This window comes from Sphingopyxis sp., from assembly GCF_025869345.1.
GTDB lineage: Bacteria > Pseudomonadota > Alphaproteobacteria > Sphingomonadales > Sphingomonadaceae > Sphingopyxis.
On sequence record NZ_JAOZVW010000072.1, the window covers coordinates 13,647 to 31,215 of the forward strand.

General features: G+C 67.2%; 24 protein-coding genes and 1 pseudogene. 4 read left to right on the plus strand and 21 right to left on the minus strand.

Features of this window, described 5'->3' with window-relative positions; all coding sequences use genetic code 11:
- Positions 1 to 67: 67 nt before the first annotated feature.
- From yidC to OJI97_RS08055, 20 genes and pseudogenes are all read right to left on the minus strand, one after another.
- A complete protein-coding gene (yidC, locus tag OJI97_RS07960; RefSeq protein WP_297662524.1) occupies positions 68 to 1,807 on the minus strand; it encodes a membrane protein insertase YidC in 1,740 nt (579 codons plus the stop codon).
- Between the two features lie 44 nt (positions 1,808 to 1,851).
- The gene (yidD, locus tag OJI97_RS07965) at positions 1,852 to 2,064 is read right to left on the minus strand and encodes a membrane protein insertion efficiency factor YidD (RefSeq protein ID WP_067180668.1); all 213 of its coding nucleotides are present in this window, start codon (positions 2,062 to 2,064) and stop codon (positions 1,852 to 1,854) included.
- Positions 2,065 to 2,331: 267 nt separating this feature from the next.
- Positions 2,332 to 2,670: a ribonuclease P protein component gene (rnpA, locus tag OJI97_RS07970; protein ID WP_297662525.1), complete on the minus strand. Its 339-nt coding sequence runs from the start codon at positions 2,668 to 2,670 to the stop codon at positions 2,332 to 2,334.
- Positions 2,671 to 2,711: 41 nt separating this feature from the next.
- Positions 2,712 to 2,846, minus strand: coding sequence for a 50S ribosomal protein L34 (rpmH, locus tag OJI97_RS07975; protein WP_054586364.1), 135 nt, complete (start codon positions 2,844 to 2,846; stop codon positions 2,712 to 2,714).
- A 101-nt stretch (positions 2,847 to 2,947) separates the two neighbouring features.
- Positions 2,948 to 3,259, minus strand: coding sequence for a PGPGW domain-containing protein (locus OJI97_RS07980; RefSeq protein WP_297662526.1), 312 nt, complete (start codon positions 3,257 to 3,259; stop codon positions 2,948 to 2,950).
- Positions 3,260 to 3,335: 76 nt separating this feature from the next.
- The gene (locus tag OJI97_RS07985) at positions 3,336 to 4,130 is read right to left on the minus strand and encodes an alpha/beta hydrolase (RefSeq protein WP_297662527.1); all 795 of its coding nucleotides are present in this window, start codon (positions 4,128 to 4,130) and stop codon (positions 3,336 to 3,338) included.
- A gap of 194 nt (positions 4,131 to 4,324) precedes the next feature.
- Positions 4,325 to 4,786 carry an SRPBCC domain-containing protein gene (locus tag OJI97_RS07990; RefSeq protein ID WP_297662528.1) on the minus strand — a complete coding sequence of 154 codons (462 nt, stop codon included), beginning with the start codon at positions 4,784 to 4,786 and terminating at the stop codon, positions 4,325 to 4,327.
- A gap of 17 nt (positions 4,787 to 4,803) precedes the next feature.
- Positions 4,804 to 5,484 (minus strand): glutathione S-transferase family protein, encoded by a 681-nt coding sequence (locus OJI97_RS07995; protein WP_297662529.1) that lies wholly within the window; start codon positions 5,482 to 5,484, stop codon positions 4,804 to 4,806.
- Entirely contained in the window at positions 5,460 to 5,906 is a 447-nt protein-coding gene (locus OJI97_RS08000) for a hypothetical protein (protein WP_297662530.1), read from the minus strand. Before OJI97_RS08000 ends, OJI97_RS07995 begins: the two co-directional genes overlap by 25 nt.
- Entirely contained in the window at positions 5,893 to 6,390 is a 498-nt protein-coding gene (locus OJI97_RS08005) for a VOC family protein (protein ID WP_297662531.1), read from the minus strand. The genes OJI97_RS08000 and OJI97_RS08005 overlap by 14 nt, the downstream gene beginning before the upstream one ends.
- Entirely contained in the window at positions 6,390 to 6,803 is a 414-nt protein-coding gene (locus OJI97_RS08010) for a VOC family protein (RefSeq protein WP_297662532.1), read from the minus strand. The genes OJI97_RS08005 and OJI97_RS08010 overlap by 1 nt, the downstream gene beginning before the upstream one ends.
- Before the next feature lie 25 nt (positions 6,804 to 6,828).
- Positions 6,829 to 7,539 carry a DUF899 family protein gene (locus OJI97_RS08015; protein ID WP_297662533.1) on the minus strand — a complete coding sequence of 237 codons (711 nt, stop codon included), beginning with the start codon at positions 7,537 to 7,539 and terminating at the stop codon, positions 6,829 to 6,831.
- Between the two features lie 36 nt (positions 7,540 to 7,575).
- Positions 7,576 to 8,370 carry a VOC family protein gene (locus OJI97_RS08020; RefSeq protein WP_297662534.1) on the minus strand — a complete coding sequence of 265 codons (795 nt, stop codon included), beginning with the start codon at positions 8,368 to 8,370 and terminating at the stop codon, positions 7,576 to 7,578.
- Positions 8,367 to 9,092 carry a DUF899 family protein gene (locus OJI97_RS08025; protein ID WP_297662535.1) on the minus strand — a complete coding sequence of 242 codons (726 nt, stop codon included), beginning with the start codon at positions 9,090 to 9,092 and terminating at the stop codon, positions 8,367 to 8,369. The genes OJI97_RS08020 and OJI97_RS08025 overlap by 4 nt, the downstream gene beginning before the upstream one ends.
- A gap of 148 nt (positions 9,093 to 9,240) precedes the next feature.
- Positions 9,241 to 9,594 (minus strand): DUF1428 domain-containing protein, encoded by a 354-nt coding sequence (locus tag OJI97_RS08030; protein ID WP_297662553.1) that lies wholly within the window; start codon positions 9,592 to 9,594, stop codon positions 9,241 to 9,243.
- Positions 9,595 to 9,627: 33 nt separating this feature from the next.
- Positions 9,628 to 9,960 (minus strand): annotated as a pseudogene (locus tag OJI97_RS08035) (DUF1428 domain-containing protein); the annotation flags it as partial.
- 31 nt (positions 9,961 to 9,991) lie between these two features.
- Positions 9,992 to 10,666 carry a glutathione S-transferase family protein gene (locus tag OJI97_RS08040; RefSeq protein WP_297662536.1) on the minus strand — a complete coding sequence of 225 codons (675 nt, stop codon included), beginning with the start codon at positions 10,664 to 10,666 and terminating at the stop codon, positions 9,992 to 9,994.
- Positions 10,667 to 10,695: 29 nt separating this feature from the next.
- A complete protein-coding gene (locus tag OJI97_RS08045; RefSeq protein ID WP_297662537.1) occupies positions 10,696 to 11,349 on the minus strand; it encodes a glutathione S-transferase family protein in 654 nt (217 codons plus the stop codon).
- Between the two features lie 30 nt (positions 11,350 to 11,379).
- Positions 11,380 to 11,823, minus strand: coding sequence for a VOC family protein (locus OJI97_RS08050; protein ID WP_297662538.1), 444 nt, complete (start codon positions 11,821 to 11,823; stop codon positions 11,380 to 11,382).
- A 38-nt stretch (positions 11,824 to 11,861) separates the two neighbouring features.
- Entirely contained in the window at positions 11,862 to 12,497 is a 636-nt protein-coding gene (locus tag OJI97_RS08055; RefSeq protein WP_297662539.1) for a TetR/AcrR family transcriptional regulator, read from the minus strand.
- 394 nt (positions 12,498 to 12,891) lie between these two features.
- Between OJI97_RS08055 and OJI97_RS08060 the strand changes: the two genes are divergently transcribed.
- The 4 genes from OJI97_RS08060 (at position 12,892) to OJI97_RS08075 (ending at position 17,142) form a co-directional block, all read left to right on the plus strand.
- Positions 12,892 to 14,400 carry a YifB family Mg chelatase-like AAA ATPase gene (locus OJI97_RS08060; RefSeq protein ID WP_297662540.1) on the plus strand — a complete coding sequence of 503 codons (1,509 nt, stop codon included), beginning with the start codon at positions 12,892 to 12,894 and terminating at the stop codon, positions 14,398 to 14,400.
- 3 nt (positions 14,401 to 14,403) lie between these two features.
- Entirely contained in the window at positions 14,404 to 14,706 is a 303-nt protein-coding gene (locus OJI97_RS08065; RefSeq protein WP_297662541.1) for a DUF1905 domain-containing protein, read from the plus strand.
- A gap of 30 nt (positions 14,707 to 14,736) precedes the next feature.
- Positions 14,737 to 15,177 (plus strand): GFA family protein, encoded by a 441-nt coding sequence (locus OJI97_RS08070; protein WP_297662542.1) that lies wholly within the window; start codon positions 14,737 to 14,739, stop codon positions 15,175 to 15,177.
- A gap of 231 nt (positions 15,178 to 15,408) precedes the next feature.
- Positions 15,409 to 17,142, plus strand: a complete 1,734-nt coding sequence (locus tag OJI97_RS08075; RefSeq protein ID WP_297662554.1) for a GGDEF domain-containing protein — start codon at positions 15,409 to 15,411, stop codon at positions 17,140 to 17,142.
- Positions 17,143 to 17,172: 30 nt separating this feature from the next.
- On the opposite strand, the gene OJI97_RS08080 is transcribed toward OJI97_RS08075, so the two are convergent.
- Positions 17,173 to 17,568 (minus strand): polymer-forming cytoskeletal protein, encoded by a 396-nt coding sequence (locus tag OJI97_RS08080; RefSeq protein WP_297662543.1) that lies wholly within the window; start codon positions 17,566 to 17,568, stop codon positions 17,173 to 17,175.
- Position 17,569: the final 1 nt, after the last annotated feature.

Genomic DNA, 17,569 nt, shown 5'->3' on the forward strand with positions numbered 1-17,569 from the left:
CATCTCCTGTTGTTTCATTCCGCGCCTGCCGGAGATGGGTCCCCGCCTTCGCGGGGACACACGCCGATTATTTTACCGGCGCCGCGCGAAGCTGCGGGAACTTGCGATACATGAACTGCTGCTGCGCGATCGACAGGCAGTTGTTGGTGATCCAGTAGAGCAGCAGGCCCGCCGCGAAGGGCGCCATGATGAACATGAACAGCCACGGCATGATCTTGAACACCTGCTGCTGCACCGGGTCGGTCGCCTGCGGGTTGAGGCGGAACTGCAGGAACATGGTGACGCCGAGGAGCAGCGCGAGCGGCCCGAGGGCGAGCAGCGACGGCGGCGTGAAGTTCAAGAGGCCGAACAGGTTGAGGAAATGCGCCGGGTCGGGCGCCGACAGATCCTTGATCCACAGCACGAAGGGCTGGTGGCGCATTTCGATCGTCAGCATCAGCACCTTGTAGAGCGCATAGAAGATCGGAATCTGGAGGACAATCGGCAGGCAGCCCGCAAGCGGATTGATCTTCTCGTCCTTGTAGAGCTTCATCAATTCCTGCTGCTGGCGCGGCTTGTCGTCCTTGTAGCGCTCCTGCAGCGCCTTCATCTTCGGCTGGACGAGGCGCATCTGCGCCATCGAATGGAACTGGCGCTGTGCGACCGGGAACATCAGCGCGCGGATGATCACCGTCAGCACCATGATCGCAACGCCGAAATTGCCGACCTGCTGGAACAGCCAGTCGAGCAGCCTGAAGATCGGCTTTTCGAAGAATTCGAACCAGCCCCAGTCGATCGCGTTCGACAGGCGCGGGATGCCCGCGTCCTGATAGGCCGACAGGGTGCTGACTTCCTTGGCGCCGGCGAAGATGCGGCTGGTCGTCGTGACCTGCTTGCCGGGCGCGACCGCCGCGAAGGGACGCGCGAAGAGCGTCTGATACGTGTCCGCCGCAGGCGCGGTGATCGACGCGGTGACGCGCTCGTCCTTCGCCGGGATGACCGCGGCGAGCCAATATTTGTCGGTGAAGCCGAGCCAGCCCGCCGCGCCATATTTGAACGCTTCGCCCTTATCGAGATGCTTGTAATCGACGTCGAACACCGACTTGCCGTCGAGGTAGCCGGTCGGCCCGATGTGATTCGTCCAGCTGCTCTGCTCGTGCGGGTCGGTCGGCTTGCCGAGGCGGTCGATCAGCGCGAAGCTGCTGGCGTTGACCGGCGCGGCGCCGGTGTTGGCGATCGTCTGCTTCGCGGTGATCAGATAATCGGCGTCGATGCTGTAATCGATGCGAAAGCTCTGGCCGGTGCCGTTCGCCCAGCTCAGCGTCACCGGGGTCGCCGGGGTCAGCTTCGCGCCGCTCGCGGCCCACACGGTCGCCGGGCCCGGAACCTCGACGCCTTGCTGCGCGGCCCAGCCGACGCTCGCATAATAAGCGGCCTTGGTGTTGCCGGGGGCGAAGAGCCGGACGGGGGGCGAATCCTTCTTGATCGTCTGGCGATATTTGGTGAGCGTGATGTCGTCGATGCGCGCGCCGACAAGGTTGATCGAGCCCGACAGCGCCGGGGTTTCGATCGCGACGCGATTGCCCGCGGTGAGCGCGGTTTCGAGCGGCACGACCGTCGGGGCGGCCGGGGCGGCGGCGTGCGGGGCCGCCGGGGTGCCGGGCTGCGCGGGTGCGGCCGGGTTCGCCGCCCCGTTCGCGCCCACGACGGTTTTCGTCACATCGGGCTTCGGCGGGGTGGGCAGGAATTTCTGCGCGACGAAGTTCCAGCCGAGCAGGATGGCCGCCGACAGCAGGATTGCCGTGATCCAGTTACGCTTGTCATCCACGCTGCTTGGTCTCTCTTCGTCTCAAAATGTCGGGAAAGGGCGCCTTACGGCACCGGGTCGTAACCATGGCCCCCCCAAGGGTGGCAGCGCAATAGCCGCTTTGTCGCCAGCCAGCCACCCTTGATCGCACCATGGCGTTTCAGCGCGATGATCGCATATTCGCTGCACGACGGCGCATAGCGGCACGTCGGCGGCAGGATGCGCGACGGGCCGAGCTGCCAGCCGCGCGCGATCAGGATGAGCAGGCGGGCGATCATGGAAGAAGCCCTGAAAACTGCCGAACTTCATTCGCGATTCGGGTTTTTGCGGGGACTCTCCATCCGTCGTCACCCCGGACTTGATCCGGGGTCCCGCTCGGCAACGGTGATAAGCGGGACCCCGGATCAAGTCCGGGGTGACGATGGGAAGGTAAGAGAAAAGCCCCGCAAAACTGGGCAACTTCACTCGCAATTCGCATGTTCGATACAGGCAGGAATAGGCTCATGCCGAAATCTTATGCCAGCGAAGCATTGTAGGACAGCCGGTCATTTCGCGAGCTTCTTCGCCGCGCGCTTCAGCGCCGATTCGAGATGCCCGGCCAGTTCGGCAAAGGCGATGGCGTTGCCGCCCGGGCGGCCGATCAGCACATGGTCGGCGCCGGCGATACCCGATTCGGGCAGCGCGGCGCGCGCCAGTTCGCGGAAGCGCCGCTTCATCCGGTTGCGGGTGACCGCATTGCCGACCTTCTTGCTGACGGTAAAGCCGATGCCCGGCACAGCGTCATCGTCGCCGCGCGGGCGGACGAGGAGGACGAAGCCGGGCATGGGAAAGCGAAGGCCGCGGTTCGCGGCCAGAAATTCGCTGCGTCTGGAAAGCGTTCGCACCAGCCCAGATCCTTCCAGGCTCGGCGGCGAAGCGCCGGCGCTTAGGCCGACAGCTTCTTGCGGCCCTGCGCGCGGCGGTTGGCCAGAACCTTGCGGCCGCCGACGGTCGCCTTGCGGGCGCGGAAGCCGTGACGGCGCTTGCGCACAAGGCGGCTCGGTTGATAGGTGCGCTTCATCGCGGTTTTCCCTAGATCTCGTCAAATGCTGCAACAGAAAAGGGCCGCCAAGCGTGGGCGGCCACTGTCGGGGGCGCGGATAAGCGGGATTCGGGACAAAGTCAATCGTCATCGAGGATATCCCCGATCCGGTCGCGGGCGCGGCGGCGCGCGGCGCTGACGCGGCGCATCACCCGGTCGGTCCACTCGCCATAGCGCGGATGACGCCGCTTGAAGCGGACGTAGCGGCGTTTCGCCCAGGCGCTGTTCTGCAAGGCCAGCATCAGCCCGAGCGGGGACAGGATGACGAAGCCGGGGCCGGGCAGCGGGGCGATGATTACCCCGGCTATGATCAGCAGCACGCCGACGCAGAACAGCGTGGTGCGGACCTGCGCGTTCGATCGCAATCGCTGGTAGAGGCTGCGCCCTGTCATGGCAGGCGATGTGGGAAAGGACTAGGTGAGTTGCAACCCTAAAACACGTCGCCTTCGCGGGGGTGACGGTCGTAAATCAGTTCAGCGTCACGAAGCGGGCCATGTCGGCGCGGGTCAGATAGCGGACATCGTCGAACGGCGTCGCGTTGGTGAGCGCATAGAAGGCGCGGGCCTTCGCCTCGTCCATGCCCATTTCGCGGTAATAGGCCAGATATTCGGCGTGGACCGGATCGTCGGCGGGATAATCGTTCGCTTCGCGGCCATATTCGTCGGCCCAGCTATGGACGCCGAATTCGGCGTCGGGCGCGGCGCGGCGAACGGCGCCCGCGAGCCACAGCTCGACCGCGCCCGACCGCACCGAGCCGCCGCTCGGAACGATGGTTTCGAGCCCGGCGCGGCGGATCGCGCGGGCGAGGATCAGATTGGCCTCCTCGTCTAGGCTGCCGGGGCAGTCGATCATCTCGAGCCGCTTGAGGCCGGGAAAGGCCGCGAGCATCGCCGCGAACTGGCGCGGCGTCGCCGAAGTGACGTCGCCCGCCATGCGGATCGTGGCGCCGTCGACAACCGCGAAGGGGCCGAAGCGCGCCTTGGCCTGGCCGAGCGTCGCGAGCGTCGCCGAGGGCGCATAGCGGCGCGTCGCGCCGAGGTCGGCATCTTCGGCAAGTCCCCCGCCGGCAAGCTCTTCATCGGCGAGGAGGGCGGCGCTTTCGTCGATGACGCCCGCATCGTCCGCGTCGGCGCCCGTATCATAAGTCCACGTCACCGTCGTGGTGACGGTCACGACCTGCTGGGCGCTGGCCGGGGCGAACGCCAGCAGCGCCGCGAAGGCGGCAATGATGAGGGTGCGGACGACGGCGGCTGGTGAAACCATGGACCCGCCTTCGCGCGCGCGCGGTTTCCAAAGGACGAAGCGGCAGCGTCAGTGCGGCGTTAACCGCGATATGGGACGGGTTGATCTTCCCCCCGATCCCGTTCGCATCGAGCGAAGTCGAGATGCCCATCGGGGTAGCGCCATATCGCCCGGTGTCTCGACTTCGCTCGACACGAACGGAATTTGAACGCCAGCTATTCTACCTCGCACAAGGCCTTCAACTGCTCGGCGACCGCGCCCCAGCCGGGGGTGAAGCCCATCTCCTCGTGGCTTTTCACCGCCTCGTCGGTCCAGTGGCGCGCCCAGCCGGTGAAGCGGGTGCCGCCCGCTTCGGCTTCGATCTCCCAGCCGCCGATCATGAAGGGCCCCGCGGGAGCGAGGCGGCCGCTCGCGTCGCGGACGACCGCGTCGGTGGTGACGAAGCGCTTGCCCGGCACGACCTCCAGGAACATTCCGTCACTGGGCATCGTCTCGCCCTCCGGCCCGTGCATCGTCATCGCGCAGCGGCCGCCGGTGCGCAGGTCGATCGCGTCGAGGGTGACGGTCCAGGGTTTCGGGCACCACCATTCGGCCATGCGGTCGGTCATGACCTGCCACACCTTGTCCGGCGAGGCGGCGATGAAGGTCGATACCGAGAGTTCGCGGGGGTCGCTCATGGTTTCTTCTCCTGACGTCAGTCGCGATCGGGGGCGCCGAGCGGGAAATAGGGGCGATAGGGGCGGGCGTCCTCGACGCAGCGCGCGACCGATGGATGCGCGAGCAGGCGGGCGCGATAGGCGCGCAGGTTGGCGTGGGTCCCGGCGATTGGATGGACCCAGTCGGCGTAGAAGAGCGACGGCGCTGCGGCGCAATCGGCGAGGCTGAACCCGCCCGGCGCCGCCCAGCCGCCCGCCGCCAGCTCGCTGTCGAGCCAGCCATAGATGGTCTCGAGTCGCGCCTTCGCCTGCTCGACGATCATCGGCAGGTGATGTTCGGGGCCGCGCAGCGCGTCGTTCACCACTTCCTGCATCGGGGTCATGACATGATTGTCGAAGACGCGGTCGAGCAGGCGGACCTGCAGCGCCGCCTCGAAATCCTGCGGGATCAGCCGCGGCTGGGGCGCCAGATGGTCGAGATATTCGATGATGATCGACGCCTCGAACCAGGCGCGCCCATCGTCGCCGACGAGCAGCGGGAATTTGCCGATCGGCCAGTGCGATTTCAGCTCCTCGCCATGCTGCGGCCATTCGGCCTCGAGAATGCGATAGTCGAAGGCGACGTCCTTTTCGTAGAGCGCGATCAGCGCCTTCCAGGTGTAGCTCGAAAAGGGGTGGCCATAGAGGATCGGCATCAGGCGGCCTTTCGCGTCAACCATGCCAGCGGCAGGCCGACGAAGAAGATATGGGGAAAGAGCGCGACCGCGCCCTTGACGAGGTCGGCGGGCGGGAAGGGCGCGCCGAAGCGGAGCGGCAGGACGAGCGCGTTCATCACCAGATAGAGGGCGAAGCCATAGAGGGTGCCGGTGAGCCACCATGGTTCGCGCAGCGCCGGGGCGCGGCGGACGGCGGCGAACCAGAAGGCGACCATCGCGCCCATGATCGCAAAGTGGGTGCCAAGCCCCGCGAGCGCGCCGCCGAGGCCCCAGTTGGCGGCGCCGTCGCCGAACGGTCCCTTGGCGACGCCGCGCAGCATCGTGCCGGGATCGCTCCCCGCAAGCACGCTCCACACCGCCGCGTAGCAGATGTCGAGCGTGCCGCAGAGCAGCCAGGCGAAGAGGGCAGGGCTACGCCGCGCCAACGGCTTCGCCCCCGATCGCGGCCTCGATCCTGGCGATGTCGATCTTCTTCATCGACATCATCGCCTCGAAGGCGCGCTTGGCGGCCGCCTTGTCGCCGCTTGCCATCACGTCGGTCAGGACGCGCGGGGTGATCTGCCAGCTCACGCCCCATTTGTCCTTGCACCAGCCGCACATGCTTTCGGCGCCGCCGTTGCCGACGATCGCGTTCCACAGGCGATCGGTTTCCTCCTGCGTTTCGGTGTGGACCTGAAACGAGAAGGCTTCGCTCTGTTTGAAGGCGGGGCCGCCGTTGAGCCCGATGCACGGGAAGCCGAGCACGGTGAAATCGACGGTCAGCACGTCGCCTTCCTTACCGCTCGGATTATCGCCGGGCGCGCGATGAACGGCGCCGACCTTGCTGTCAGGGAAGGTCGCGGCATAGAAAGTCGCCGCTTCCTCGGCGTCCTTGTCATACCAGAGGCACAAAGTTGCTTTGTTGGACATCATTTCTCTCCTTTCACGGGGGTTCCGATCGACCAGGCATGGCCGAACGGATCGATCACTTGCGCGTAGCGGTCTCCCCAGAACATATCCTCGGGCGGCATGCGCGGGGTCGCCCCCGCCGCGATCGCGCGGTCGTACCAGGCGTCGGTATCATCGACCTGCAGATGCAGCGTGACGCCCGACGGCGGTGCCATCGCGCCGCCGGTATATTCGGGAAAATCGTCGTGCATCATCAGCGACGCGCCGTTGACCGTCAGATGCGCGTGCATCAACCGCACGCCGTCGTCGGCGAGCATACGCGCCTGTTCGGTCGCGCCGAACGCCTTTCCATAAAAGTCGATGGCCTCGGCGCCGCGCTTGTCGGGAATCGCCAGATGCGGGGTCAGGCCGGTTGTCGGTCCCTGGTTTTCCATGATGCTTCTCCTCTTCCTTTATAGCTCAGTCGTCGTAGCGCAGGCTGGGATACCAGTCGGTGCCGCGCCCCTCGGGGGTCAGGTCGAGCAGGTTCCACAGCGAATTGGGATCGGGGGCGCCGTGCGGGTCCTGTCCCGGATCGGCGATTTCCGGTCCGCCCTCGACGCTCCAGAAATGGCGGATCTTTCCGTCCCGGCGCGTGAAGACGCTATAGCCTGCCGTGTCCTCGTCGGGCGTCTCGCCGATATAATCCTGCCAGAAATCGCCGGTCGGGTCCGAATAGAGCTTGAGGTGATCCCAACCCTGTTCGCGCGCGAAGGCGGCGATACGGGGATAGGGCGAGCGCGCGACGATCGCGAAGCCGAGGCGCCGTTCGAGATGCGGAACCTCCGGGTCCCAATTCGCGACCGTCGCGGTGCACATCGGGCACGCCTGCTTGCGTTCGGGGCCGTACATCATGCCATAGACGAACAAAGTGTCATGATCGCCGAACAGATCGGCGAAGCCGACCTCGCCCGCCGCGCCGATGAAGCGATAGTCCCGCGTCACCTCGCCGCCGGGGGGGAGCGCGCGCCGCTGCGCCGCGACGTCGGCGAGATGGCGGCGCAGCTTGATCTCCTCGACCAGCAGCGCGTCGCGCGCGGCGCGATAGTCGGCGCTCTCGTTCGGCCGCGGCCGGCGTTTGCTGTTCCGTACCAGTTCTTCGGCGGGAACCAGTTTGCGGTTATCGGTCATGTCGCTTTCCTTTCCTGCCCCCGATCGCCCATTCGCCTATTGGCGCGGGCCGACGAGTCCAAAGGCGGCGCCCTGCGGATCGACGCCGTTCATCGCGAACTCGCCGCCGGGAATCTCCATCGGCTCGCTGGTGATGGTGCCGCCGTTCGCGGTCACCGCGGCGTGCGCGCGGCCGATGTCGTCGACGCCGATATAGAAGCTCCACATCGGCGCGGGCATGCCGGGCATCAGCGGCATCACCGCGCCGATACCCACGTCGCCGCGCTGGAGGAAGCGATAGGCGCCCATCTCGCCCATATCCATCGCGCCTTCCTGCCCCCAGCCGAAATGCCGGGTGTAGAAGGCGATGGCGGCGTCGGGGTCGCTCGTCGACAACTCGTTCCAGCGGATGCGCTGCGGCTGGTCGACCGAGAAGACGTCGCTCTCCATCCCCTCCATGCCCGGAGGCGGAACCGGGTCCATGATATAGAAGGCCGCGCCCTGCGGGTCCGAGACCATGGCGATGCGCCCGACGGGCAGGTCGGTCGCGGGCATATGCACCGCGCCGCCGTCGGCGGTGATCGCGGCGATCGCGGCATCGACGTCGGGGGTGTGGATATAGCCGAGCCACGCCGGCCGCGCGCCGCCCGCGAGCATGTCGGCATTCAGCGCGAGGATGCCGCCGGCATTGCCGCCGTCGCTGCGGCCGATCATGCGATAGTCGACGTCGCCCGCGGCGGGGTCGCGTGTCGCGGCGATCGTCCAGCCGACGACGGCGCCATAGAAGCGCGCGGCGCCCGCCGGGTCGGGGGTCATCAGTTCGTACCAGATGAAGTTGGCGGCGTCGGTCATCGCTTGGTTCCTTCCACGGTCGGGAAATAGTCCCCGCGACCCTCGGGGGTCATGTCGAGCAGGCCCCACAGCGAATCGACGAGGTCGCCGGCGCGGTGATGCTGGCCGGGGTCCGACGGCGCGAACGCCATTTCGCTGCCCCAGTGGTGGCGGACGGTGCCGCCCTCCTTGCGGAAGACGTTGAAGATCGTCTCGTCCCACTCCTCGCCGTTCTTTAGGTTGCGCTCGGCGCGCATCGCGGGCGGGAATTTGCGCGTGTCGCCGAAATAATCGGCCGAATAGCGGGTGGTGACGTCCGACAGGAACGTCAGATGGTGCCAGCCGCGTAGCCGCGCCCATTCGACGAGCCGCGCGATCGGCGACTTGGCGACGATATAGAGCGGCGCGCGGTCGTCGATATAGCGCGCGCCGCCGTCGACCGAATCGAGCATATGCGTGCAGCCGGGGCAGGGGACATCGCGGTCGGGGCCGAACATGAAGCTGTAGAGGATGATGCTCGGCTTTTCGCCGAACAGTTCGGACAGCTTCACCGTCTCGGGCCGCTGGTGCGCGCCGATGCGCTCGAAGACATAATCCTCGGCGATCTCGCCGCCGGGCGGCAGGGCGCGGCGCTTTGCGGCGACCGCCTCGATCCGGCGGCGCAGCGCGATCTCCTCATCGAGCAGCGCATTGCGCGCGGCGCGATAGGCGGCGCTTTCATTGGGATAGGCGATATGGTCCATGACACTCTCCTGAGCCCCTCCCCTTCAGGGGAGGGGTTGGGGTGGGGCCCCGAGCCTTGCGCGAGGCCGACGGCCCCCACCCGCTGCGACTAGGGAGCAAAGCTCCCAAGTCTCGCTGCCCTCCCCTGAAGGGGAGGGCGAAACCGCGTCACGCCTCGACGATCGGCGCGAAGCCGCCGTAGATCATGCGCTTGCCGTCGAAGGTCTGGTCGTTCGGATCATGCTGCATCCGCTCGTCCTTCATCACCTTGTCCCAGCCGGCCATGCGCGTGTCCTTGTCGGGCCATTCGACCCAGCTGAAGACGACGGTCTCGCCATCCTGCCGGTGCGCGGCGCGGTTGTAATCAGTGACCTTGCCGTCGGGCACGTCGTCGCCCCACGCCTCGACGACGCGCGTCGCACCATGGTCGCGGAAGACTTCGGACGCCTTGGCGGCCATGGCGCGATAGGCGTCCTTGTTGCCGTCGGGAACGGGGACGAGATAGCCATCGACATAGCCCATCTTGCCGTCGGTGCGGTCGTCGACCATCGAATCGAAACCCGCGAAGATCATCCGCATTCCGTCGAAGGGCATGTTCGCGCCCATCGCCTCCATGCGCGGGTCGCTCATCATCTTTTCGTTCGCGGCGTCGCGGGTCGCCTTGTCGGGATATTCGAACCAGCTGAAGACGACGGTTTCGTCGGGCTTCGCCTGCACCGCGCTCTTGAAGTCATTGACCTTGCCGTCGGGGACGTCGTCGCCCCAGGTCTCGACCATCCGGGCCGCGCCATACTCCTTGAACAGCGGCGCGGCGCCCGCGGCGTGCTTGCGATAGGCTTCCTTGTTGGCGGTCGGCACCGCGAGCACAAATCCTTCTACATAGGTCATCTTGTCTCTCCTCGGGGGCTGGAGTTCGGGATCAGGCGGCGGGCGGTCCCGCTTCTTCGCTGAAGGCGGCAAGCTGCGCGGCGAGCGCGCGCTGGAAGGCGGGGCGGGCGAGGCAGCGGTCCAAATAGGCCTGCAGCCGCGGCTGCTCGGCGACCAGGCCTGCCTCGACGGCTTCGCGCAGCACGGTCGCCATCGCGATGTCGGCGACGGTGAAGTCGCCCGCCAGATAGGACTTGTCGCCGATGGCGTCGTTCAGGCGGCCGAGCCGGCCCTGGATGAACTCGATCAGGCTCGGACGGCGGAGCTTCGCCCATTCCTCGTCTTTCGCGAACAGGTCGACATTGCCGAGTTCGAACAACATCGGCTCGACGCTGTTATAGGCCGCGAACAGCCAGGCGAGCGTGTTGGCGCGTTGCTGCGGGTCGCGGGGCAGCAGCCGCGCGTCCTTCTCCGCGAGGTGGAGCAGGATCGCGCCGCTTTCGAACAGGCGGACGCCGCCGTCGTCGAGCACCGGCACCTGACCCCATGGCTGGAACAGGAAATGGTCGGCGGGCCGGTTGATCGCGCTGATCAGATGCTCGGCATAGTCGAGCCCGATCTCCTCGCACGCCCAGCGCGGGCGGAGATCGCGGACGAAGCCGCGCGCGAAATCGGGCACCCAGTCGAAAGCGGTGATTTCGAGGCGGCTGTCGGGGTTCACGGGCATGGCTCTATTTCCTCGCTTGAGTTTGGGGGTCAGGCAGGCAGCGGTTCGCCGACCGCGCAGTCGGCGAGATGCGCCGCCATCGCGCTTTGAAAGGCCGGGCGCGACGTGCCGCGCGCGACATAGGCGGTCAGATTGGGGTGCGGAGCGAGCAATTGCGGGTCGGCGTTGCGCAGCACGTCGATCATCACGATGTCGCCGATCGAAAAATCGGCCTCCAGCCAGTCGCGGTCCCCGAGCGCCTGCGACAAGCGGGCCAGCCGCTGCTCGGCAAAGGGTTTCGCCGCGGCCGTGGCGCCGGCAAGCCAGTCGGTGCCCTGTCCCTTGACGGTCAGCACGACGAGGGTCTGGATCATCGGTTCGACGCTGTTGAGCGCTGCGATCATCCAACTGATCGCGCGCCCGCGCCCTTTTGCGTCGCGCGGCAGCAGGCGCGCGTCGGCTTCGCCGATATGGATCAGGATCGACCCCGTTTCGAACAGGATCAGGCCGTCCTCCTTATAGACCGGAACCTGTCCGAACGGCTGGTCGGCCAGATAGGCGGGCGCCTTGTCCTCGAAAATGCCGCCGATCAGCCGCGTGCGATAGGGCCGGCCGATTTCGTCGAGCGCCCAGCGGACGCGGATGTCCTTGATGCGGCCGAAAGCGAAGTCCGGAACCGATCGGTAGGCGGTGATTTCTGGCACGGCGCTTCCTCCTCTTCCCCGGCGGGACCGTCAGGCGGCCGCTTCGGCGGGCTCGCCGGCCGGGATCGCCGCCGGGTCCATCCACATCACTTCCCAGATATGGCCGTCGGGGTCCTCGAAGCTGCGGCCGTACATGAAGCCATAGTCCTGCGTCGGGGTCGGATCGGCCTTGCCGCCCGCCGCGACCGCCTTGCCGACCTGTCCGTCGACCGCGTCGCGGCTGTCGGCCGAGACGCAGAGCAGCACCTGCGCGGCCGTATGCGCGTCGGGGATCGTCTTCGAGGTGAAGGTCGCCCATTTGGCGTGCGTCAGCAGCATGACGTGGATCGACCCTTCGGCGACCACCATGCAGGCGGCGGTGTCGTCGGTGAAGGCGGGGTTGTTGGCCGCGCCGACCGCTTCGTAAAAGGCTTTCGACTTTTCGAGGTCGGTGACGGGCAGGTTCACGAAGATCATTTGCGGGGCATCGGACATGGGGGAACTCCTCTCGTTTCCTGATAGTTTCGGCCTGGTCAGGTCCGCCCGAAGATCATGCGGACATAACGTGTCAGATGGGCGACGCTTTCCCTGGCAATCGCCGAATCGTTCGTCGTTTTCGCCAGGACGAAGCCGCCCTGCAGCACCGACTGGATATGGCGCGCGAGGTCGAGCGCGGTCATGCCGTCGGGCGCGCCATAAGCGTCCATCGCCGCCTCGATGTCGGGGGCCAGCGCCTCGCAATAGGCGGCGATGCTCGCCTCGCAGGCGAGGCGGATCGGCTCGCTCGTCGCATAGGCGTCCTGCACCATCGTGCCGATGAAGCAGGTGAAGCCGTCGACCGGACCGTGAAGCAGCGAAAAGCGGAAATCGATATGGCCGAGCAGGCGGTCGAGCGGGTCCTCGAGCCTGGTGTGCGGCAGCATGTCGAACATCGGTCGCGCCCGCTCGGTCCACGCCTCGGCGGCGGCGACCGCGAGCGCTTCCTTCGATTCGAAATGGTGGAAGAAGGCGCCCTTGGTGACCCCGGCGGCTGTGCAGATCTGATCGACCGTGGTCGCGGCATAGCCCTGCCGCCGCACCTCCTGATGTGCCGCGGCGATCAGCCGCGCGCGCGCGCTGCCACGCGGGGTGCGGGCGGGAGGGCCGGAGGAGGAGTGAGTCGTGGTCATGCGAATCTACATACCGACTGGTTGGTATGGTGTCAATGGAAGGTTGGGAGCGGTTCGATGAACCAGCGCCTGATCCGTCTTCAAGCGCCGGAAAATGCGCGCAGAGGCGCAGAGGTCGCAGAGATTTTGTTCACGCGGAGGCGCGGAGGCGCGGAGAAGAAAAGAGAAGAGGATTCGCGCAGAGGCGCAAAGATCGCAGAGAAGAGAAGAATAGGGCGGCAAAGCCGCCAATCTCTTTCCCCCTTCCTCCTTCTTTTCTCCGCGCCTCCGCGCCTCCGCGTGAACCTATTTCCGCCCCCGGAACTTTTCCCGCCACAACGGCCGCAAAAGGGACTCGACCTTCCCGCCTTCCATCCTATGAAGGGATGGGAACAAAGGGGGCACAGGGAAAATCTTGGTCGCGATCGTTGCAACCGCCGCCTATCTCGGCATCGAAGCGCGCGGGGTCGAGGTGCAGTGCCAGATCACGCCCGGCCTGCCGCGCTTCGTCGTCGTCGGCCTGCCCGACAAGGCGGTCGGCGAAAGCCGCGAGCGGGTGCGTGCGGCGATCGCGGCGATCGGGCTCGCGCTGCCGCCCAAGGTGATCACGGTCAACCTGTCGCCCGCCGACCTGCCCAAGGAAGGCTCGCACTACGATCTGCCGATCGCGCTCGCGCTGCTCGGCGCTATGGGGGTGATCGATGCCGAAACGCTCGCTTCCTATGTCGTCGTCGGCGAGCTCGGCCTCGACGGGCGCGTCGCGCCGTCGCCGGGCGTGCTGCTCGCCGCGATCCACGCGGGGAGCGTCCAGCGCGGGCTGATCTGCCCGGCGGCGCAGGGCTCCGAAGCGGCGTGGGCGGGGCATGTCGAAGTGATCGGCGCGCCCGACCTGCTGGCGTTGCTCGGCCATTTCAAGGGGCAGGCGATCCTGCCGCCGCCGCAGCCGGGCGCGGTCGAAGCGCCGATGCGCGCCGCCGACCTCGCGCAGGTGAAGGGGCAGGAGACCGCGAAGCGCGCACTCGAAATCGCCGCGGCGGGCGCGCATAATCTGCTGATGTCGGGGCCGCCGGGGTCGGGCAAGTCGCTGATGGCGGCGTGCATGCCGGGCATATTGCCCGATCTGACGCCGGCCGAAGCGCTGGAGGTGTCGATGATCGCGTCGGTGGCGGGCGGGCTCGAGGGCGGACGGCTCGTCCGCGCGCGGCCGTTCCGGGCGCCCCATCATTCGGCGTCGATGCCCGCACTCGTCGGCGGCGGGCTGCGCGTGCGGCCCGGTGAGGTCAGCCTCGCGCATCTCGGCGTCTTGTTCCTCGACGAGCTTCCCGAATTTCAGCGCGGGGTGCTCGACAGCCTGCGCCAGCCGCTGGAGACCGGCGAGGTCAGCGTCGCGCGCGCCAATGCGCATGTCACCTTTCCAGCGCGTTTTCAGCTCGTCGCGGCGATGAACCCGTGCCGCTGCGGCCATCTCGGCGATCCGGCGCTCGCGTGCAGCCGCGCGCCGCGCTGCGCCGCCGATTACCAGGCGAAATTGTCGGGGCCTTTGCTCGACCGCATCGACCTGCATGTCGAGGTGGAGGCGGTGAGTGCCACCGACCTCGTCCTGCCGCCGCCCGCCGAGGGCAGCGCCGAGGTCGCGGCGCGCGTCGCGGCGGCGCGCAGGGTCCAGACCGAACGCTATGCCGGGCACAAGGCGCGCACCAATGCCGAGATCGACGGCGAGCTGATGGAGGCGGTCGCGACCCCCGACGAGGCGGGGCGGCAATTGCTGGCGCAGGCGGCCGCGGCAATGCGGCTGTCGGCGCGCGGCTATACGCGGATGCTGCGCGTCGCGCGCACCATCGCCGACCTTGCGGGGGCAGAGACGGTCGGCCGCATCCATATCGCCGAGGCGCTGAGCTATCGGCGGCAGGCGCCGCGGAACTGAGCGATGGACGGCGACGAAGCGATCCTGTTCGATGGGGCGATTTTCGAATGGCGAGGACCGGCGCCCTTTCTGTTCGTCGCGGTTCCCGACGCGCATATCGGCGCGATCCGCTATGCGGGGCTGTCGCTGAGCTATGGGTGGGGCGTCGTGCCGGTGGTCGCAGAGATCGGCAAAACGCGCTTCGCGACATCGCTCTTTCCAAAGGGCGGCGGCTATCTGTTGCCGGTCAAGGTCGCGGTTCAGAAGGCCGAACGGATCGGGGTCGGCGACCGGGTTGAGGTCGCGCTGAAAGTCGGCCGACCGTAAAGGCGCCAACGGCAGGCAGGGAGAGGTCGAATGTCGAAGCCAATCAGGGGATCGTGCCTTTGCGGGGCGGTGTCGTTCGCCATCGAGGGCAAGATCGGCCCGGCCGGACAATGCCATTGCTCGAAATGCCGGAAAGTGTCGGGGACCGACGGCAATGCCGTCTTCTATACGTCGGTGCGCAGCTTTCGCTGGCTGAGCGGCGAGGCGAATATCGCCCGCTTCGTGGTGCCGGAAAGCGATGGCTGGACGTCCAGCTTCTGCCGGACATGCGGATGCCCGACGCCGCATACCGACGCCGTCGGGAAAATCTATTTCGTGCCCGCGGGCCTGCTCGACGACGATCCGGGATTTAGGGGCTATGCCGCGCATATCTTCGTCGGGTCGAAGGCGCCGTGGGTCTGCATCACCGACGACGCGCCGCAATATGTCGAGGGGTTCGGGTCGGCGATGGTGGAGCGGGGGCGTTCGTGAGTCTCCGCGTCGATCCCCACCTGCTTCGTCATTCCCGCGAAAGCGGGAACCCAGCGCAACGAGGGAACAGCGCGGCAGCGCTGTATCCAAGCGTCGCAACTGGGTTCCTGCTTTCGCGGGAATGACGAAGGGGCGTGGTGTTGGCGCGGGCCGCTTTGCCGCGGTAAAGATTTCCCAAGATATTGGTGCGATAGGGGGCGCATGACTGCCGGGGGGCTCTTTTTGACGAACGTGTGCGGCCGGCTTGCGCTCGGCCTGGCGATGCTCGTCGCCGTGCTGCTGGGCGGCCCCGCGCAGGCCGAGACGCTGACGATCGATCGCCAGCTCTGCCATGCGCAAAGCGGTGTGAGTGCTCCCGACGCCAGCCTTGCCGCTCTCGATTTTTCCTGCACGGGCACCCCCGCCGGCTATCACGCCGCGAGCCTGTGGCTGCGAATCGATCCGGCGCGGTTTCCGATCGTGCGCGGCGACCTGGCGCTGCTGGTCCACCAGTCGCGTTTCGACCGGCTTGCGGTTGCGTTCACCTATGCCGACGGCGGGGTTCGCTGGCAGGCGGTGCGGCAGGGCGATTATGGATCGCACTGGCGCGCTGGCGGGCAGATCCTGTTCGAGGCGCCCGAGCGCGGCGTGCCGCTGACCGGGGTGACGATGCGCTTCGACCGGCTCGCGAGCCTCGGCCTGCTCCACGCGCGGCTGATTCCGAAAACCGATGCCGTCGTTCAGTCGACGGGGATGGCGGTTGCGGTCGGCGCCGCGCTGACCTTGCTGCTCGTGAGCGCGATCTACAGCCTGTCGCTCGCGGTCGCGGTGCGCCGCCAATATCTGGCGTGGCAGGCGGGGTGGTCGGCGGTGATGCTGCTCTGGGGCGCGGTCTGGTCGCAGGCGCATCTCGGCCTGTTTCCGGGGCTCGCGGGCACGGTGTCGGCGCAGCTCGGAACCTTTCTCGCCTGCCTCGCGATCGCCATTGCGACCGCAAGCGCGGTGCTGGCGGTCGCGCCCGAGCTCGTGTCGCGGCGCCTGCGCGCCGCCGCGCTGCTGCTCGGCGGCTTCCTCGGCCTCGCCGGGGTGCCGCTGGCGCTGATCCGCAGCGAAAGCCTGACCCTATGGGGCGATATGCTGGCGCTTGTCATTCTCGCCGACCTGATCGCGGTTGCCCTCTATCTGGGGCTGGCGTGGCGCCGCGGATCGGTCGAAGCGCGCGATTTCCTTGCCGCCTGGTGCCTCCCGATGGCGGTGCTCGCCTTTGTCCATATCGTCGATGTCGACGACGGGCTCTGGGGCGGCGGATCGAAGATCATGGTGCTGCTCGCGGCGACCTGGCAGGCGCTGTGGCTTTCGGCCTCGGCGACGCGGCGGCTCGCGCTGCTGCGGGTCGAGCGCGACCGCGCCCGTGCGGCCGAGGCTTTTGCCCAGCAACTGGCGGCGCGCGACCCGCTGACCGGGCTGCTCAACCGGCGCGGTTTCATCGAGAGCGTGACGCCGCTGCTCGACCGCGCCCATGCCGACGATCTGGCGGCGGCGCTGCTCGTCGTCGATATCGACCGCTTCAAGTCGATCAACGATGTCCACGGCCACGACATAGGCGATGCGGTATTGTGCGAGGTTGCGCGCCGTATCGAGCGATGGGAAGGGCCGATGTGCACCGTCGCGCGGTTGGGCGGCGAAGAGTTCGGCCTGCTCAGCGTCGGGATGGAAGGCTTGGTCCTTGCGCGCTTCGCCGAAAGCGTGCGGCGCGGCATCGCCGCCTGCGATCATAGCGCGGTGATCGGCGAGGGGACGGTGACCGCCAGCATCGGCGTCGCCGAGGTGCGGCCCGCGAGCGATTTCCAGAAACTCTACCGGCTGGCCGACGAAGCGCTTTACGATGCCAAGCGCGCCGGGCGCGACTGCGTCGTCGTGCAGCGCTATTTTACCGATGCCGCGGGCGAGGCGCAGGGCAGCGAGGCAGCGGCGCTGTCGAGCTGAGGGAATCGGAGGGGTTTTGCGAAACTGACCCTAAAGGCCGACCGATTTGTTCTCGACCACTTCGAGCGGCGGCGGGGCCTTTGCTGCACCGGCGCCGGCACGGCGGTGGCTGAGCTTGCCTTCGACCTTGCCGCCGTTCTCGATCGTGATGTTTTCGTAGAAGACGTCGCCGGTGATCCGCGCGCTCGCGTGGACGATCAGCGTCTTCGCCTCGATCGAGCCGTCGACGAGCCCCGCGAGTTTCGCGGTTTCGGCGATGACGGCGCCCTTGATCTCGCTTGCCTCGCCCTGGACGAGGTTCGCGCATTTGAGGTCGCCCTCGATCTTGCCATCGACGTGCAGATCGACGCTGGCCGCGACATTGCCGGTGATCGCGACGTCCGACCCGATGATCGAGAAGGTGGTATGGCGGGCGCCGGTCGCCATC

Bases quoted from the DNA above. Each gene is read 5' to 3' on its own strand.
- OJI97_RS08025 (WP_297662535.1), bottom strand. From the start codon at position 9,092: ATGGACCATATCGCCTATCCCAATGAAAGCGCCGCCTATCGCGCCGCG.
- OJI97_RS08005 (WP_297662531.1), bottom strand. From the start codon at position 6,390: ATGTCCAACAAAGCAACTTTGTGCCTCTGGTATGACAAGGACGCCGAG.
- OJI97_RS07980 (WP_297662526.1), bottom strand. From the start codon at position 3,259: ATGACAGGGCGCAGCCTCTACCAGCGATTGCGATCGAACGCGCAGGTC.
- OJI97_RS08030 (WP_297662553.1), bottom strand. From the start codon at position 9,594: ATGGGCTATGTCGATGGCTATCTCGTCCCCGTTCCCGACGGCAACAAG.
- rpmH (WP_054586364.1), bottom strand. From the start codon at position 2,846: ATGAAGCGCACCTATCAACCGAGCCGCCTTGTGCGCAAGCGCCGTCAC.
- OJI97_RS08080 (WP_297662543.1), bottom strand. From the start codon at position 17,568: ATGGCGACCGGCGCCCGCCATACCACCTTCTCGATCATCGGGTCGGAC.
- OJI97_RS07990 (WP_297662528.1), bottom strand. From the start codon at position 4,786: ATGAGCGACCCCCGCGAACTCTCGGTATCGACCTTCATCGCCGCCTCG.
- OJI97_RS07985 (WP_297662527.1), bottom strand. From the start codon at position 4,130: ATGGTTTCACCAGCCGCCGTCGTCCGCACCCTCATCATTGCCGCCTTC.
- OJI97_RS08065 (WP_297662541.1), top strand. From the start codon at position 14,404: ATGGACGGCGACGAAGCGATCCTGTTCGATGGGGCGATTTTCGAATGG.
- OJI97_RS07995 (WP_297662529.1), bottom strand. From the start codon at position 5,484: ATGGTTGACGCGAAAGGCCGCCTGATGCCGATCCTCTATGGCCACCCC.
- OJI97_RS08070 (WP_297662542.1), top strand. From the start codon at position 14,737: ATGTCGAAGCCAATCAGGGGATCGTGCCTTTGCGGGGCGGTGTCGTTC.
- OJI97_RS08040 (WP_297662536.1), bottom strand. From the start codon at position 10,666: ATGCCCGTGAACCCCGACAGCCGCCTCGAAATCACCGCTTTCGACTGG.
- OJI97_RS08010 (WP_297662532.1), bottom strand. From the start codon at position 6,803: ATGGAAAACCAGGGACCGACAACCGGCCTGACCCCGCATCTGGCGATT.
- yidD (WP_067180668.1), bottom strand. From the start codon at position 2,064: ATGATCGCCCGCCTGCTCATCCTGATCGCGCGCGGCTGGCAGCTCGGC.
- OJI97_RS08050 (WP_297662538.1), bottom strand. From the start codon at position 11,823: ATGTCCGATGCCCCGCAAATGATCTTCGTGAACCTGCCCGTCACCGAC.
- OJI97_RS08055 (WP_297662539.1), bottom strand. From the start codon at position 12,497: ATGACCACGACTCACTCCTCCTCCGGCCCTCCCGCCCGCACCCCGCGT.
- OJI97_RS08015 (WP_297662533.1), bottom strand. From the start codon at position 7,539: ATGACCGATAACCGCAAACTGGTTCCCGCCGAAGAACTGGTACGGAAC.
- OJI97_RS08020 (WP_297662534.1), bottom strand. From the start codon at position 8,370: ATGACCGACGCCGCCAACTTCATCTGGTACGAACTGATGACCCCCGAC.